This is a genomic window from Clostridium sp. SHJSY1, assembly GCF_031626875.1.
Lineage (GTDB): Bacteria > Bacillota > Clostridia > Clostridiales > Clostridiaceae > Clostridium.
In genome coordinates this window covers 60,112-76,425 of record NZ_JANDMF010000009.1, presented here as the reverse complement: position 1 = coordinate 76,425, position 16,314 = coordinate 60,112, and the positions used below count along the sequence as shown (strand labels likewise).

At 28.5% G+C, this 16,314-nt stretch carries 14 protein-coding genes and 1 other annotated feature (1 of these 15 only partly in view); of the genes, 9 read left to right on the top strand and 5 right to left on the bottom strand.

Features of this window, described 5'->3' with window-relative positions; translation table 11 throughout:
* Positions 1 to 3: 3 nt before the first annotated feature.
* The 3 genes from NNC19_RS06755 (at position 4) to NNC19_RS06745 (ending at position 4,038) form a co-directional block, all read left to right on the top strand.
* Positions 4 to 696 (top strand): helix-turn-helix transcriptional regulator, encoded by a 693-nt coding sequence (locus NNC19_RS06755; RefSeq protein WP_310937863.1) that lies wholly within the window; start codon positions 4 to 6, stop codon positions 694 to 696.
* Positions 697 to 858: 162 nt separating this feature from the next.
* The gene (locus tag NNC19_RS06750; protein ID WP_310937862.1) at positions 859 to 2,649 is read left to right on the top strand and encodes a S8 family peptidase; all 1,791 of its coding nucleotides are present in this window, start codon (positions 859 to 861) and stop codon (positions 2,647 to 2,649) included.
* A gap of 69 nt (positions 2,650 to 2,718) precedes the next feature.
* Positions 2,719 to 4,038, top strand: a complete 1,320-nt coding sequence (locus NNC19_RS06745) for a peptidoglycan-binding protein (RefSeq protein WP_310937861.1) — start codon at positions 2,719 to 2,721, stop codon at positions 4,036 to 4,038.
* A gap of 47 nt (positions 4,039 to 4,085) precedes the next feature.
* Here the strand turns inward: NNC19_RS06745 and NNC19_RS06740 are convergent, their stop codons facing one another.
* Together NNC19_RS06740 and NNC19_RS06735 are read right to left on the bottom strand one after the other, a co-directional pair.
* Complete coding sequence (locus NNC19_RS06740) at positions 4,086 to 4,991, bottom strand: radical SAM protein (protein WP_310937860.1); 906 nt, start codon at positions 4,989 to 4,991, stop codon at positions 4,086 to 4,088.
* Positions 4,992 to 5,053: 62 nt separating this feature from the next.
* Positions 5,054 to 6,115, bottom strand: a complete 1,062-nt coding sequence (locus NNC19_RS06735; protein ID WP_310937859.1) for a transporter — start codon at positions 6,113 to 6,115, stop codon at positions 5,054 to 5,056.
* Positions 6,116 to 6,248: 133 nt separating this feature from the next.
* Between NNC19_RS06735 and NNC19_RS06730 the strand changes: the two genes are divergently transcribed.
* The 5 genes from NNC19_RS06730 to NNC19_RS06710 all read left to right on the top strand — a co-directional run bounded on the left by NNC19_RS06730 (position 6,249) and on the right by NNC19_RS06710 (position 11,303).
* A complete protein-coding gene (locus tag NNC19_RS06730) occupies positions 6,249 to 7,313 on the top strand; it encodes a hypothetical protein (protein ID WP_310937858.1) in 1,065 nt (354 codons plus the stop codon).
* 68 nt (positions 7,314 to 7,381) lie between these two features.
* Complete coding sequence (locus NNC19_RS06725) at positions 7,382 to 8,308, top strand: TIGR01212 family radical SAM protein (RefSeq protein ID WP_310937857.1); 927 nt, start codon at positions 7,382 to 7,384, stop codon at positions 8,306 to 8,308.
* An 11-nt stretch (positions 8,309 to 8,319) separates the two neighbouring features.
* A complete protein-coding gene (locus NNC19_RS06720; protein ID WP_310937856.1) occupies positions 8,320 to 9,039 on the top strand; it encodes a 2-phosphosulfolactate phosphatase family protein in 720 nt (239 codons plus the stop codon).
* Positions 9,040 to 9,086: 47 nt separating this feature from the next.
* A complete protein-coding gene (locus NNC19_RS06715; RefSeq protein ID WP_310937855.1) occupies positions 9,087 to 9,683 on the top strand; it encodes a DUF1643 domain-containing protein in 597 nt (198 codons plus the stop codon).
* A 165-nt stretch (positions 9,684 to 9,848) separates the two neighbouring features.
* Positions 9,849 to 11,303, top strand: coding sequence for a glycoside hydrolase domain-containing protein (locus tag NNC19_RS06710; RefSeq protein ID WP_310937854.1), 1,455 nt, complete (start codon positions 9,849 to 9,851; stop codon positions 11,301 to 11,303).
* 125 nt (positions 11,304 to 11,428) lie between these two features.
* On the opposite strand, the gene NNC19_RS06705 is transcribed toward NNC19_RS06710, so the two are convergent.
* Complete coding sequence (locus NNC19_RS06705) at positions 11,429 to 12,514, bottom strand: AI-2E family transporter (protein ID WP_310937853.1); 1,086 nt, start codon at positions 12,512 to 12,514, stop codon at positions 11,429 to 11,431.
* 81 nt (positions 12,515 to 12,595) lie between these two features.
* Positions 12,596 to 13,771, bottom strand: coding sequence for a class I SAM-dependent rRNA methyltransferase (locus tag NNC19_RS06700; RefSeq protein WP_310937852.1), 1,176 nt, complete (start codon positions 13,769 to 13,771; stop codon positions 12,596 to 12,598).
* 203 nt (positions 13,772 to 13,974) lie between these two features.
* Here NNC19_RS06700 and NNC19_RS06695 point away from each other — a divergent pair, with 203 nt between their 5' ends.
* On the top strand, positions 13,975 to 15,285 hold the full coding sequence (locus tag NNC19_RS06695; protein WP_310937851.1) for an aspartate kinase: 1,311 nt from the start codon (positions 13,975 to 13,977) through the stop codon (positions 15,283 to 15,285).
* Positions 15,286 to 15,330: 45 nt separating this feature from the next.
* On the opposite strand, the gene NNC19_RS06690 is transcribed toward NNC19_RS06695, so the two are convergent.
* On the bottom strand, positions 15,331 to 15,924 hold the full coding sequence (locus NNC19_RS06690) for a 50S ribosomal protein L25 (RefSeq protein WP_310937850.1): 594 nt from the start codon (positions 15,922 to 15,924) through the stop codon (positions 15,331 to 15,333).
* Positions 15,925 to 16,147: 223 nt separating this feature from the next.
* Positions 16,148 to 16,314: a binding site (T-box leader), on the top strand; it runs 78 nt beyond the window's last position.

Here is a 16,314-nt window from a genome sequence, read left to right as displayed (position 1 = left end):
GCTATGAGTAGAGTTGGGGAGAAAATAAAAAACGCAAGATTAAAATCAGGAATTACACAAAAAGTTTTAGCTAAAAAGTTAGGTGTATCAGAAAAATATATAAATGAAGTTGAAGGTGGGAGGAAGGTTGCTCAAGAAAGTTTTATAGATAGAGCAGCAAAGTTTCTTAAAGTTGACTTAAATGATATAAGTATGGTAGTAACTGATGAAGTATTAATGGAGGAGAGAAAGCAAGAGAAATTAAATGTTAAAGTTAAAGAAACAAAAATTTCTCCAAGGATTCTTGGTGAGACTTCAGAAGTTTGGACAGATGCATTTTCATCAGTATTAAAAAGAGTAAATATTTATGATTATAGTTTGAAGAATATATTAGGGGGAAAAGATCTACCTAATTATTCAAACAAAGTAGAGGGATATACTGCTGATAAGGTTCTATATTTAAAGGTATCAGATAATGATATGGTAGGTTTTAGAATTATGAAAGATGATATAGCATTTGGACATTTAGTTAAAGAAGTAAGCAATGGTATATTTCTTATTGAATATAAAGGTAAAAGAGCTATTAGGCAAATTAAATTAATAGGAAATTCCAGGGCATTATTAATAAATAATGATGGTGCTGTATTGACTGAAACTATAGAAGTAAATAACATAAAAGTAATAGCAAAATTAGAAAGATTAGAAATATCATTATAATAAGAATAGTATTTACTATCTAAAATAGGATTTTTATAAATTCTATTTTAGATAGTTTTTTATTTGAAGAAAATTAGAAGTTAGAATTAGTTTGTTATTCAGCATAAGAAACATATTTATCTTTTTTCATATATTAGTATTATTAATTAGTTGGAGGTTTTTATGGAAAATGGGATTAAAACAACCAATTTAATAAAAAATGTACCAGAGAGTATATTAAGTAAATTGAATTTTACATCAAATTTAAGTCAAATGGATGAAAACATAGAGGTAATTGTATTATATGGAGAAAAGTTTAAAGATGTTAATGAGTACATAACTAGTATTGGGGCGAAGCTTCAAGATTTAGGATATGGTTATGGTATAGTAACAATAAATCGTAAAGATATAGAGAAGTTAGCTCAAAATCCTGATTTACAATACATTGAGTTACCAGCAAGTCTTTATTTTTCAGATCTAGGCAGTAATAGGGCAGCTTGCATAGATAAAGCACAAAATGATTATGGAATTTATGGTGAAGGAATTATTATAGGCTTTGTAGATTCTGGAATAGATTTTACACATCCTGCATTTAAAAATGAGGATGGAACTACCCGAATTGAGTATATATATGACTTAAGTTTAGGTGGACAAATTTATGATAAAAATTTAATAAATCAAGCTTTAAAGAGTTCTGATCCAGCTTCAATTGTTCCTTCATATGATGTAATTGAACATGGAACACATGTAGCAGGGATAGCTTGTGCTGGAGGGAAAATTGACCCTAGAAATTATGGTGTTGCTCCAAAATCTTCAATAATGATGGTGAAAAGTGCAAGGGGAAACTTTTCGCTAAGTACACAATTGATGAGGGGATTAAAGTTTTTAGTGGATAAGGCTAATGAGTTAAAGAAACCTCTTGTAGTTAATTTAAGTTTAAGTACCAATGATGGAGCTCATAAAGGAACAAGTCTTTTAGAGCAATATATAAATACATTAGTATCCTCAGAAAGAATAACTGTTGTAGTAGCTGCAGGAAACGAAGGAAGTGCTTCTCATCACATTGGAGGAGCATTAGAAATTGAAAATGTAATAAAATTTAACGTTGCTGAGGATGAAACAGCAGTAGTAATAAATTTGTATAAGTCAGTTCTTTCACAGGTTAGTCTTGAATTAATAACTCCTACAGGGACTACTACAGGAGCAATGGTTATTGAAGAAGGATATAAAGAAGGAGTAATATCTAGAAATAGATATCAAATTTACAATACAGGACCAAGACCATTTGATATTAATGGAGAAATAGGAATATCATTAATTACAAAAGGAAACTATATATTATCTGGAGAATGGACTATTAAGCTTAGATTACTTAATGAATATAAAGGTATTTATGATATGTGGTTACCTATAGCTGAAGGATTAAATGAAAAAACTAAATTTTTAAGTCCAACAATTAATAATACATTAGGAATACCTGCTACAGTAAATACAGTTATTTCTGTTGGAAGTTATAATTACATTACTAGGATGATTTCTCCATTTAGTGGAAGAGGAGTACTTAGATTATATGGAGAAACAAAGCCTGATGTAGTAGCCCCAGGAGAAGGGATAACAGCACCAATACCTAATGGTTCCTATGATGCAAAAACAGGAACATCTATGGCTTCACCTCATGTTGCTGGTATTTGTGCATTAATGATGGAATGGGGAATAATAAAAGGAAATGATCCATTTTTATATGGTAGTAGACTTAAGTATTATTTAATAATGGGTGCAAGAAGAGGTAGAAGAGATACTGTTTATCCAGATACTAGTTGGGGATATGGTGAGGTGTGTATAAAAAGTAGTATTGATATTTTAATAGATACATTAAATATAATAAGCACTAATGCACCACGATATAAATATGAAAATAGAATTAGTAATGAATATATGATAGGAGAATTATTTGTGAGATATCCTAAAAAATGATATTCACGAAATAATGTACAATTGCATAATATATAGATGAAACAATAAAAAATATATTAGGAGATATTCATGGCAGAAGGGCAAATAAAAGTTCAATGCTTCAAGGGAGAAAGTTATGTGCCTGTAGAAGGAAGTAAGGTAACAATAAATCCTTCAAATGATAATACTAGAAAGGATTATTTTAGGATTGATTTATCAACAGATTCATCTGGATTAACATCAACTGTAAATTTAAGTGCACCACCAATAGAATATTCAAATGAGCCATCAGATAATGCTCCATATAGCCTCTATGATATAAAGGTTGAAAGAGATGGCTTTGAGGATACTATTGTAAAGGAGGTTCAAGTTTTTCCAGAGCAAATAGCATTTCAAAAAATATATCTAAAAGAAAAGGCAGAGGCGCCTGCAGTAGCACAGGAAATAGTAGTACTCCCTAATACATTATTTGGTGATTATCCAGCAAAGATTCCAGAAGATCCAGAAAAACCTTTACCACCACCATCTAGTGGAGTAGTATTAGCAAAACCAGTGGTTCCAGAATTTATTACAGTTCACATAGGAGGTCCAGACCAAGCAGGTCCAAATTATAGAGTACCTTACAAAGATTATATAAAAAACGTTGCTTCAAGTGAAATATATTCAACTTGGTCTACCAACACAATAAGAGCTAATGTTTTTTGTATAATATCCTTTACTTTAAATAGAATATATACTGAATGGTATAGAGGAAAAGGAAAGACATTTGATGTAACTAATTCTACAGCATATGATCATGCATTCAATTATGGAAGAAATATTTACGATAGTATAAGTGTTATTGTAGATGAACTATTTTCAACATATGTTAAAAGGTATGGAAAAAAACAACCTTTATTAACACAATACTGTGATGGTAAGAATGTTCAGTGTCCTCAGTGGTTAAGTCAATGGGGAAGTAAGTATTTGGGGGATCAAGGAAAAACACCATATGAAATATTAACTTATTATTATGGAACTGATCTTCAATTGACAACAGCTGAACAAGTAAAAGGTAGTCCTAGTTCTTATCCAGGATATGATTTGAAGCGAGGATCAAGGGGGGGGCCAGTTAGAACAATACAAGAACAATTGAACAGAATCGCTCAAAACTATCCACTTATTCCTAAACTTGCAGTTGACGGTATATTTGGTCCTAAGACAGAAGAGTCTGTTAAAGTTTTTCAAGGAATATTTACATTGCCAAAAACAGGAGTTGTAGATTATGCAACATGGTATAGTATTTCTAATATTTATGTAGGAGTAACAAGAATAGCAGAATTAAGGGCTGATAATATTTTTTATCCAGTGAATGATATAGATTATAGAAGTAAGGGAGAACCATATTTTAGATATCCAAAAGACAACTAGAATAAAATGCATAATGTACAAATTTTAATTTATACATTATGCATTACTTAAATTCCCTGAAAATTGAAATTAGGAACATAACTTGTATTATTTGTTCCAACATCCTGAATAAATCCTTTACTAACACCTATTGATTCTGCATATTCAATTAAAGAATTATAATGCTTTGGATTTAGAAGCTTATTTATTTCAGGATAATTCTTTGAATTATACATTGGAGTATATTGATTCATTATGCTTATATAAACTTTGTCTCCAAAAGTATTATATATTTTATCTATAATTTTTTTAGAATCAAACAATAGTCCAGGCAACATAAGGTGTCTTATTATAACACCCTTTAGAATTCTTCCATCAGAATCAAAAATAGGTTCACCAACTTGTTCAATCATTTCATTGAGAATTAGAATAATATTCTCTTCATAGGATATAGCATTTGAGTATCTAATTGCATATTTATCATTGTAATACTTAAAGTCTGGAAGATATACATCTATAAAGCCATTTAAGGATTTAATAGTATCTAAAGTATCATAGCCATTTGTATTATAAAGAATAGGCAATGTTAGACCATTTTTTTTGGAAATTTCTATAGCCTCCTTAATTTGAGGAACATAGTGGGTTGGAGTAACAAGATTTATATTGCTAGAACCCTTACATTGAAGTTCCAAAAATATTTCACTCAATCTTTCAATAGTTATAAACTTACCTTTAAATTCTTGACTTATTTCATGATTTTGACAAAATACACATTTCAAATTGCAATGAGAAAAAAATATTGTTCCAGAGCCATTACCTAAAGATACAGGAGGTTCTTCCCAAAGGTGAAGATAGGCTTTTGCAACCTTTATTTTACTATCAGCAGAACATACACCTAGTTCACCTTTCAATCTATTTACACCACATTGTCTTTTACACAACTTACAATTTTCTAATAAACTAGAATATTTCAAAAAACACACCTCCTAAGGATTACTAATAAATTATAAAACTAAGAGGTGTAGATAACAAGAAGTTAATCTACCATTTCATCCTTATGTTTTCTATAAAAAATTATAGATTGGATTATAAATATTAGGCTAAGTACACCAAATAGTGGATAAAGTGTAGATATTAAATTAGTGAAACCTATTTGAGATATAGGCAAAGCTACAGCTAGAACTAAAAAAATTCCTTTCTTAAAGTGTATATTAAATGTTTGTTCTAATGTTTTACTTATTGAGTATACATCTGAAACTTCTGTAGAGAACATTTCTAGTAAAATAATCATTAAAAGTAGGGCTTGCATGAATGGACCAAATCTTTGAGCTACAAATAAAAGGGGTATCTCATATTCATAAATATAAGGTTGATTAATAGTTAACATAAAATTAATCATACAACAAAGAAGGCTTAAGCCTATAGCACCAAATATAATGCCAATAATCATAGTTCTAGATTTTTTCATTTGATTACTTAATGGAACTAATACACCAGATGAACAAAGTATATTATAGCCAGCATAAAGAATAGTTGAAATTAAGATACCCTTTTTTTTAGGTTCAAAGCTAGAAATATTATTAAAGCTCACCATTTCTTTACAAAACATAAAATATAAAATAGTTACTAAGGATATAGTAATTATTAATGCTGGTACAATAAATGAATTAACTTCAATCAAACCATTAGTTCCTCTAAGAAGGAAGAAAGATGCAAAAACTATCATGAGAAGAGAACCTACAATTTTAGGGATACCAAAAAATTGATTAATTAAAGCCCCGCTTCCAGCGATTATTATTGATGCACTAGAAATTAAATAAAGTGTGGTTATGACCCCAGTAAGTTTTCCTAAAATGTTGGGACTTATTATTTTCATTACATCACTATAAGAATTTAGATTGTAATTAACACTTATTTTTGAAATAATAGTCCCCATTATTATGTAGAATGCACCACATAAAATTATGCCTAAAAAACTTTTAGCACCAAATGATGTAAAAAACTGAGTTATTTCTTTTCCAGAAGCTAATCCAGCTCCAACTATAGTGCCTATAAAAACTACAGCAATTTGAAATATTTTTGTAATTTCTTTATTCACAATTTACTCCTTTTTAAGTTGTTTCTATTAACAAATATATTAATGAAGTATAGGTATTTATTCTAATTAAGAAGTATAAGGAAATTTTTCTTAGGAAAACTAAATTTATATTAGTAAGAAAGGGGAGTTCTTTGTGAAAAGGTTTATAACATTTATTTTAATTTTCATATTATCAATTACAATGGTTGGATGTGAAAGAGTAGTAGGAGAGGTACCATTATATTTATTTGATATAAATGAGGCAGTAAAGACATCTAATAATTTCATGAAGAGTTTATCAAATGAGGATATAGAGGGAGCAAATAAATATTGTAGGAATGAAACTATAGATACAGATGAAGTAATTAAAATGAGAGAAAACAAAATAGATTCATATAAAATTGATTTTGTATCTGAAGGACCTAATTATTCATATATAAGATATTTATTAATAAGGAGAAATGAAAATAATGTTAGGGCTAATTTAGAAAGTTTAGATTTAAGAGTAGCTAAGGTGGATGATAGTTATTTAATAGATGAAGTAAAAACTAAAGGATTAAAGGAAGTATATAAGGATAAAACATCATTAAGATTATTAGATGAAGATACAGGAAAAAGTCAGCTGCTTTTAAGAAGAAGAGATATGCCAAAACAGGTGTATCCAAAGGAAGAAAATATAGTATTAACTGAAGAAGATGTTCCAGAAACTGACTTCTCTATTGTTAATATAGGTTTTCAAGGAGAATCTATTGCAATGATATCATCAAATGGAGGCAATAAATTGATATCATTGGCAAAGGTAAATAAGCTTAAACAAACTGTTGGAGAAGCTGAAAGCGGAGATATAAATATAGATGAAAATATAGAACGATTATTAGAAAAACCAATAGCTGAGAATATTGTAGGGTATGACATGTTAAAGAATGTAGAAATTCAGAAAGTACTATTTTCAGATGATGATGGAGAATTGATTGTACAATTAAAAGAGAAAGATAAAGGAACAACTATAAAAATATATAGAAATCCTAAAGGAGAATTATTACCATTAAAACTAAATGTGGTTTTTCCTAATGATAAATATTCATTAGATATACTTAGGGTTACAAGTGCAGGTGTATTTATAAAATCTACAGCACTTAAAGAAGAAAAGGAATCTGAGGGAGTATATTTAATAGATTTAAAGGATTTAAAAGTGACTAAAAAGGATATAGAAGATTAGAATTTTAGCAATTTTCAATTTAATCTGTTATTATAAGTATGATATTTTTATTCGAAGGGAGATAAACCATGATTAAAGAGTGGAATGGGAAAAGATATCATAGCTTAAATTATTTTTTAAGAGAAAGATTTGGAGAGAAAGTTTTTAAAATTTCTTTGGATGGGGGATTTTCTTGTCCTAATAGAGATGGAACCATAAGTAGTGGTGGATGCTTATTCTGTAGTGAAAGAGGTTCAGGAGATTTTGCAGGAGATAGAGATTTTTCTATTAGTAAGCAATTTGATGATATAAAAAAAATGATGGCTAAGAAATGGAAAAATGGTAAATATATTGCTTACTTCCAGGCTTATACTAATACCTATGCACCAATAGATGTACTAAAATCTAAGTATGAAGAAGCACTTAAACAAGATGATGTAGTAGCATTAGCTATTGCAACAAGGCCTGATTGTTTGGGAGAAGATGTACTAGATTTATTAGAAGAAATAAATAAAAAGTTTTATATTTGGATAGAACTAGGATTACAAACTTGTAATGATAAATCTGCAAAAAAAATTAATAGGGGATATAAGTTAGAAGTTTTTGAAGAAGCTATAAAAAAATTAAAGGATAGAAATATAGATTTTGTTGTTCATAGTATTTTTGGATTACCAGGTGAGAGTAAAGAAGATATGTTAAAAACTGTAGAATATATTGCACATTCGGGAGCAAAAGGAGTTAAATTTCATTTGCTTCATTTGATGAAAAATACTCCATTAGTTAAATTATATGAAAAAGGAGAATTAAAGTTCTTATCACAAGAAGATTACATAGAATTATTATGTAAGTCAATAGAAATATTACCACAAGATATGGTTATACATAGGTTAACAGGAGATGCTCCAAGAAATTTACTTATTGGACCTATGTGGAGCTTAAAAAAGTGGGAAGTTTTAAATGCTATAGATAAAGCTATGTTAGATAATGATGTTTATCAAGGGAAAAGTTTCAGATAGGAGACAGGATTATGAAAGTTGATGTAATAATTTCAGCAGACTATATAAGAGAAGATATTATCAAGGATAAAGTGGTTGTGGTTATAGACATGCTTAGAGCCACATCAGTAATAACCACAGCCTTAATGAATGGGTGTAAAAAAGTTATACCCTTACTGACTATAGAAGAATCTTTTAAAATGAGAAATAAACTAGGAAAAGAACATTGCATTTTAGGGGGGGAAAGAAAAGCTGTTAAAATTGAAGGATTTGATTTATCAAATTCTCCTTTAGAATATACAAGAGAACAAGTTGAAGGAAAAACAGTAATAATTACAACTACTAATGGGACAAGAACAATAACTAATTGTACATCAGCTTATAGGATATTAGTTGGGTGTATGCTTAATGCAAGAGCTATTGCAAATAAATTGTTAGAACTTAATAGAGATGTAGTTATAGTTAATGCAGGAACTAATGGACAGTTTTCTATAGATGATTATATATGTACAGGCTTTATAATTAAAGAAATTACCCAAAATATCAATAAGTTAGAATTGACAGATATATCTTTAACATCTCTAAAACTTTATGAAAGATATCCTATAGTTATAGAGTATATAAGAGATGCAAGACATTATAATGTCATGATGAGTCTAGGGCTTGAAGATGATATTAATTACTGTGTTCAAAAAAATATAACTAAAATAGTACCAGAATATACCAAAGGGCATATTATAGGAATAAGTTAAAAGGTTATTAAATATTAATTAGTAATGTAATATAAAGGGGAATAGCTATGTATAGATGCAAGTATCCTAAATATGTTAAAAAAAAAGGTATTAATATTGTTGAAGATGAAAAAGGTGAGAGATGCTATAAAATTTCATTTAGCCTAGGAAAAAAGGGTGAAAATGTTTTAGTTATTTCTAGAGCACCTAAAGGATTAGAGGAAGATAGCTGCAATAGTATATACAAGAGAATAGTTAAATTCCTTCAAGAAAATAAGGATGAAATTAAGGAAATACAAAAGTTAACAATAGTAAATTTATTTACTGTATATGAATATTCAAGAGAAGATTTATATGAAGAATGTATTTTAAGAGGAAAAGAATATCTAGAAGGAAATGAAGATATTCTTTGTAATGATGAGATAATAGCTGAAGAAATACATGATGCTGATTATATAATTGCTGCTTGGGGAGAACCTTTAGAGGGGTTAGATGAAATATATGTAAGTAGGGTAGAATTGATATTAAAGTCTTTAAGGTATGAAATGATGAATAGTTCAGCCAAAAAGCATATTCTTAGAGTTGGCGAAATGAGCAAAAAAGGATATCCTAAGCATTGTTTGGCTTGGTCTTATAAAGATAATCTTGAAAATTTATTTGAATGAATAATTATTAATGTTTAGACATTATTTTATGTAATATACATGAAATAATGTCTTTGTTTTTGAAGTTTATTGAAAAAATATAAAAATATGGTTTACACATTTGATAATAAATTTGTTTCTATTTATGAATTAGCTAATTAAAAAATTAAATGGAGATGAATTAATATGGAGATTACAGTGTTACAAATTCAACAATGGTTAAATAAAACATATAGGGGGAAATCAGGCTATAATTTAATACGTGAAGATAATACATTTGGGGATGAAACAATAGGAGCATTAATTAGGGCATTGCAAATTGAACTTGGAATAACAACTCCAAATGGAGTTTTTGGACCTGCAACAACTGCAGCTTTTGGAGAGTTATCAATTAATTCAACAAGAACAAATCAAGTTTATATATTACAGGGAGCTTTGTTTTGTAAGGGATATGATATAAAATGGTTTGATGGAAATTTTGGAGAAAACACTAAATCAGCAATAATGAATTTTCAATTAGATATTGGATTTAGTCAAAGTGGAAGTGTTAATTCACTTTTAATGAAACAATTATTAAATAGGAATTCCTTTAAGTTATCAACTGGAGGAGATCCAAATATTCGTAAAGTTCAACAAAATTTGAATCATGACTATTCTTCCAATAAACACTTTATGGAAGATATAGGTATACTTATTACTGATGGATTATATGGAGAGTTAACATATAAGGCTTTAGTTTATGCATTACAGATTGAAGAAGGTGTTAATGTAGATGGTCAATTTGGATTAACAACACAATCTTATTGTCCTAAATTAATAGAAGGCAGCTCAAAAACAAGATTTATATACTTATTACAATATGCTTTATACTGCTATGGGTTTAATACAAATGGATTTGATGGTCAATTTGGAAGTGGAACTAAGACAGCAGTAATTGAATTTCAGAAATTTATATGTCTGATTTCTAATGGAGTTGTAGGAGCACAAACTTGGGCATCATTATTTGTAAGTACAGGAGATAAATCTAGGAAAGGTACAATTTGTGATTGTTCAAATACAATTACTATAAAGACAGCTCAAACAATAAAAGAGAATGGATATAAAGTAGTTGGAAGATATCTTACTGGCAATTTTAAAATGACATCTGATGAATTAAATATTATTTTTGATTCTGGTCTTAGGGTTATTCCTATATATGAAACTGGTGGATATAAAATAGATTATTTTAATGAAGGTCAGGGGATTAGTGATGCAAAAGTGGCAATTGAAGCAGCTCAGAGTTTAGGACTAAAGCCAGGAATTATATATTTTGCAGTTGATTTTGATGTTTCAGAGAATGAAATTAATAAAATTAGAAGATATTTTGCTGAAATTAATAATATATTTACAACAAATGAAACAAATTACAAGATAGGTATATATGCGCCAAGGAAGGTATGCAGTATTATTGCATCAGAAAAACTTTCATGTAGTAGTTTTGTGTGTGATATGTCTTCAGCATTTAAAGGGAATAAAGGACATCCACTACCTAGTGATTGGGCTATAGATCAAATATCAACAATAACCATAGGAAGTGGAGAGGGAAATATAGAGATAGATAATAATATTAGCTCAGGAAGAGATTTGGGAATATCAAGATAACTTTATGAAATCTAAAATTTCAGATAGTAAAGATGTTTTTATAGAAAAATATGATAAACAATTTTTATAAATATTACAATTAAAACATAAAAATAATTAAGAAAAAAGTAACCTTAATGAAGAGGTTACTTTTTTTCTTTGTTATAAGGCAGTAATTTTATATTTTTTAATGTTTTTTTATCCTTTTTATGAGTAGGAACTAAATTTACATTTAATAAATCTAATATAAACATTAGAAGTGGAATTCCAAGAAGTAATCCCCAAACCCCCATAAAATGCTCTGATACTAAAAGTGTTACAAAAACAACAAAGACAGGAAGTTCAGTTTTGTTAGCCATAAACCTAGGATTTAATACATAACTTTCCAAAGCATGTAAAACAGCTATTAGGAGTAGTATATAAACAATCATTTTTATACCACCAATAGTATAGGCAATTATACAAAGTGGAATTAATGAAGCTATAGTTCCAGCCACAGGAACTAAGCTAAATATAAAAATCATAACACCAAGGCCTAGAACTTGAGGAAAATGCAAAAGAAATAATGATATTGAAGATAGAATACTATTTACAAATGCAATAATCAATTGAGCTTGAACTACCTTACCAAAAGAGTTTAAAAAGTTAGTTCCAAAATCTAATGTATATTTGTAAAAACCAGAAATTTTGCTATCTTCAAATTTTAAAAAGAATTCTTTTATCTTATCCATTTCAAGAACAAAGAATAAACTTAATATAGAAGCTATAAAAACATTTAATCCCCAAGCACCTAAGTTAGAAACATATTTTAAGAATTGATCTAATCCAGCACCTTTTATAAGTGAGATGAAATCAATTTCGTGGATATATTTTGCTATATATGGAGATAGAAAGCCTAATTTAATAGAATCAAAGTCAAAGCTAGATATTTCAGTAATTATTTCTCCTAATTGGTTTATAATTATTGGTATATAAGTAGAAATAATAAATACAATAGCTGCAGTTAATAGCAAATATAAGAATATAGTTATCACTGAGGGACTTACTTTTATAAACTTATTTAGTTTGTTACTAATTGCTTTTTGTAAACTATATGTAATATATGTGAAAATGAATGTGAGTAAAAATAAATTAAGCATTGAACTCAATAGAAACATGAAAAATATTATTACAGCTAATACAGCAAGTCGTTTAACTATATCTTTTTTAAAAAATTCTCTTAAAAAATTCATTCTTTAGTCACTCCCTATAGAAATTTTACATAAAAAGTAGTAAAATCAATTGATTGATTACTACTTTTTTAATTTTAAAGTTTATACAACCTGAAATACAAAGAATTTTAAGTAATAACTTTCATCTGAATTCCATAATATTGGATGGTCAGCTGATTGAGTTCTAAATTCTACTTGTCTTAAAATTCTATGTGCATCATGTGCAGCTTCGTTTATTGTAGATTTTAATAATTCTTCATTCATGTAGTGAGAACAGGAACAAGTCACAAAATACCCTCCTGATTTAACCATTTTTAATCCTCTAAGGTTGATTTCTTTGTATCCTCTTTTAGCACCGTTAATAGTATTTCGAGATTTAGTGAAAGCAGGAGGATCTAAAATAACTACATCAAATTTTCTTCCTTCTTTTGACCATGTAGATAATACATCAAAGGCATTATGGCATTCGAATTTAACTGTATCTTGCAAATTATTAAGTTCAGCATTTTTTGTTGCACATTGAATAGCATGTTCAGATACATCTATTCCAAGAACTGATTTTGCACCTGCAATACCTGCATTTAATGCGAAAGAACCAGTATGAGTAAAGCAATCTAAAACATCTCTATCTTTACAAATTCTATGTATAGCTGCTCTATTTTCTTTTTGATCTAAGAAAAATCCTGTTTTTTGACCATTTTCAATATCAACGATATATTTAACTCCATTTTCAATAATTTGAATGTTAGTGTCAAATTCATCAGTTAAAAAACCTTTTCGTTGCTCTAATCCTTCAATTTCACGAGTAGCTATATCACTTCTTTCAAATATACCTTTTGCATGATATTCATTTACAAGAATATCAACTATAGTATCTCTATATTTATCCATTCCTAAAGTTGAAATTTGTAAAACATAGTAGTCTTCAAATTTATCTATTGTTAAACCAGGAAGTAAATCAGCTTCTCCAAATACAAATCGGCAAGAAGAAGTATCTATGACAGTTTTTCTGTATTCATATGCAGCTTTAAACCTTTTTCTAAAGAAATCTTTATCAATTTCCTCATCTTTATCTCTAGTCATAATTCGTATTGTTATTTTACTTCTATCATTTATATAGCCTTTTCCAATAAAGTAATTTTTGTGGTTATATACTTCAACTATATCTCCATTCTCATAGTCACCATCATATTCATTTATTTCATCAATGTAAATCCAAGGTCTACCACCTTCAGCCCTTTTATTTTTTCCTTTATGTAAATAAAACTTGCTAGTCATAATTATCCCCTTTCAAAAAGACTCCTCTAAGATTATAACAGTATTTATAGGAAAAATGGAGTTTATATTTACATAATTAAGATTAATTAAGATTATTGAAATGTAATTTCAAAAAAACACGAAAATTTATATAAAAACTATTGAAAAAAATTCGAAAATTGATAGAATAGGCATTAGAAATTTAAAATATTGGGGGCAATAAAATGAGTTTTGTAGTTACAAAATTTGGAGGAAGCTCTTTAGCAGATGCTTCACAGTTTAACAAAGTTAAAGAAATAGTACTTGCAGATAGCAATAGGCGATATGTGGTGCCATCAGCACCAGGAAAAAGAACTTCAAAGGATACAAAAATAACAGATTTGCTATATCTCTGTCATGCACATGTTACAACAGGAATATCATTAGATGATGTTTTTAAGCATGTTTATGATAGATATATTGGAATTGTAAAAGATTTGGGGTTAGATTTTGACATTGAAAAGCACTTAAATATAGTAAAGAAAGATATTGAAGATGGTGCTTCAAAAGATTATGCAGCTAGTAGAGGAGAATACTTAAATGGATTAATATTAGCTGATTATTTAGGCTATGAATTTGTTGATGCAAAAGATGTTATTATTTTTAATAAAGATGGCTTTTTAGATTCAGAAAAAACAAATAAATTATTAAAAGAAACATTAGAAAATGTTGAAAAAGCTGTTATTCCAGGCTTTTATGGGGCAGATAAAGATGGAAATATAGTTACATTTTCAAGAGGTGGATCTGATGTAACAGGAGCATTAGTAGCAGCAAGTATTGAGGCTGATTTATATGAAAACTGGACAGATGTTTCAGGGTTCTTAATGGCAGACCCAAGAATAGTAGAAAATCCTAAGGCTATAAGCCGTATTACATATAAAGAATTAAGGGAATTATCTTATATGGGGGCATCCGTCCTTCACGAAGAAGCTATATTTCCAGTTAGACATGTTGGAATACCTATAAATATTAAAAATACTAATAGACCTGAGGATGCAGGAACATATATAGTACAAGATACAGATGAAAAAGAATGTAAAACAATAACAGGAATAGCAGGAAAAAAAGATTTTACTGTTATATCAATTGAAAAAGCTATGATGAATTCAGAACTTGGATTCTGTAGAAAAGTACTTTCAGTATTAGAGATGAATAATGTATCATTTGAAAATATGCCATCAGGAATTGATACAGTATGTGTGGTTATTTCAGATAGTGAGCTTAAAAACAAGACTGAGAAAATAGTAGAAGAAATACATAGAGCCTGTGACCCAGATTCAGTAGTAGTTCATCCTAATATGGCATTAATAGCTACAGTAGGAAAAGGAATGGCTAAAAGAACAGGTGTTGCAACAAAAATATTTAATTCATTATCAGAATCTAATGTAAATATAAGAATGATAGATCAAGGTTCATCAGAAATGAATATTCTAGTAGGAATTGAAAATGATGATTTTGAAAGAGCTATAAGAGCTATTTATGGAGCTTTCAATTAGATAGTTTAAGGGAGGTAGATAACCTCCCTTTTTTAGCATTTTTATTTATACTTCTTCATCATTTTCTTCTGGATTATTATCTGAACTAGCAGCTATAGCTAATAATATTTCAGAGTCTGTTATTAAAGATATTCCTTTGGGTAACTTTATGTTGTTTGCTAAAACTTTATCTTCAAAATTCATGTTACTTACATCAAATTCTAAAGTTTCAGGCATACTTGAAGCAACACCTTGAACTTCTATTTCATGGGAAAAAGTTTCTAAAACTAATCTCTTATTTTCTAAGTCTTCTTCTCCTAAAAATGTTACAGGAATTTTTAATCTTATAACTTCATTTTTTCTAACGGCTTGAAAATCAGCATGAATAACTTTCCCATAAATATCTTTTTGAATTTCTTTTATTACACAAGTTTTGGTTTTTCCATTTATTTTTAAAGAAATTAGGGAACTAGATGTGTTTGAACTAATAAGCTTAAGTAATTCATTCATTTTTATTTTTATAGGAATGTTTTTCTTTAAACTTCCTCCATAAATTATACAAGGTACTTGTCCATTTTTTCTTAATGGGTTTAATTTTTCATTAGATTCTCTTTCACTAACTTCAAATGCTAGACTTGTCATTATAAAGCCTTCTTTCATTAAATTATTTATACTTTTAATGTACCCTATAGCAATTAAGTTGCTTATAATCTTATGCGTTAGGATTAGGCAACCTACTTTCTATAGAATTTGTAGGTTTTTTTCCTTATCGCAATCGCCTCCTTTAATGAAATACAACTTAAGTATATCACTATAAAAAATATATTTAAAGTAAAGTTATAAGTTAATTGACAGATATTAAGGTAATAATATATAATGAATAACAAAAGCTATGATTAGGAAAAGTACTTAAGTCGTCTACTTAAAGAGAGCAACTGGTTGGTGTAAAGTTGTATAGGGTTTAAAGAAAAATCACCTAGGAGCTGGAAATTGAAAAGCTTAAGCTTAGTAGGTTTTCCCGTAGGCCTGCGTTAAAGGATAGAGTATGAA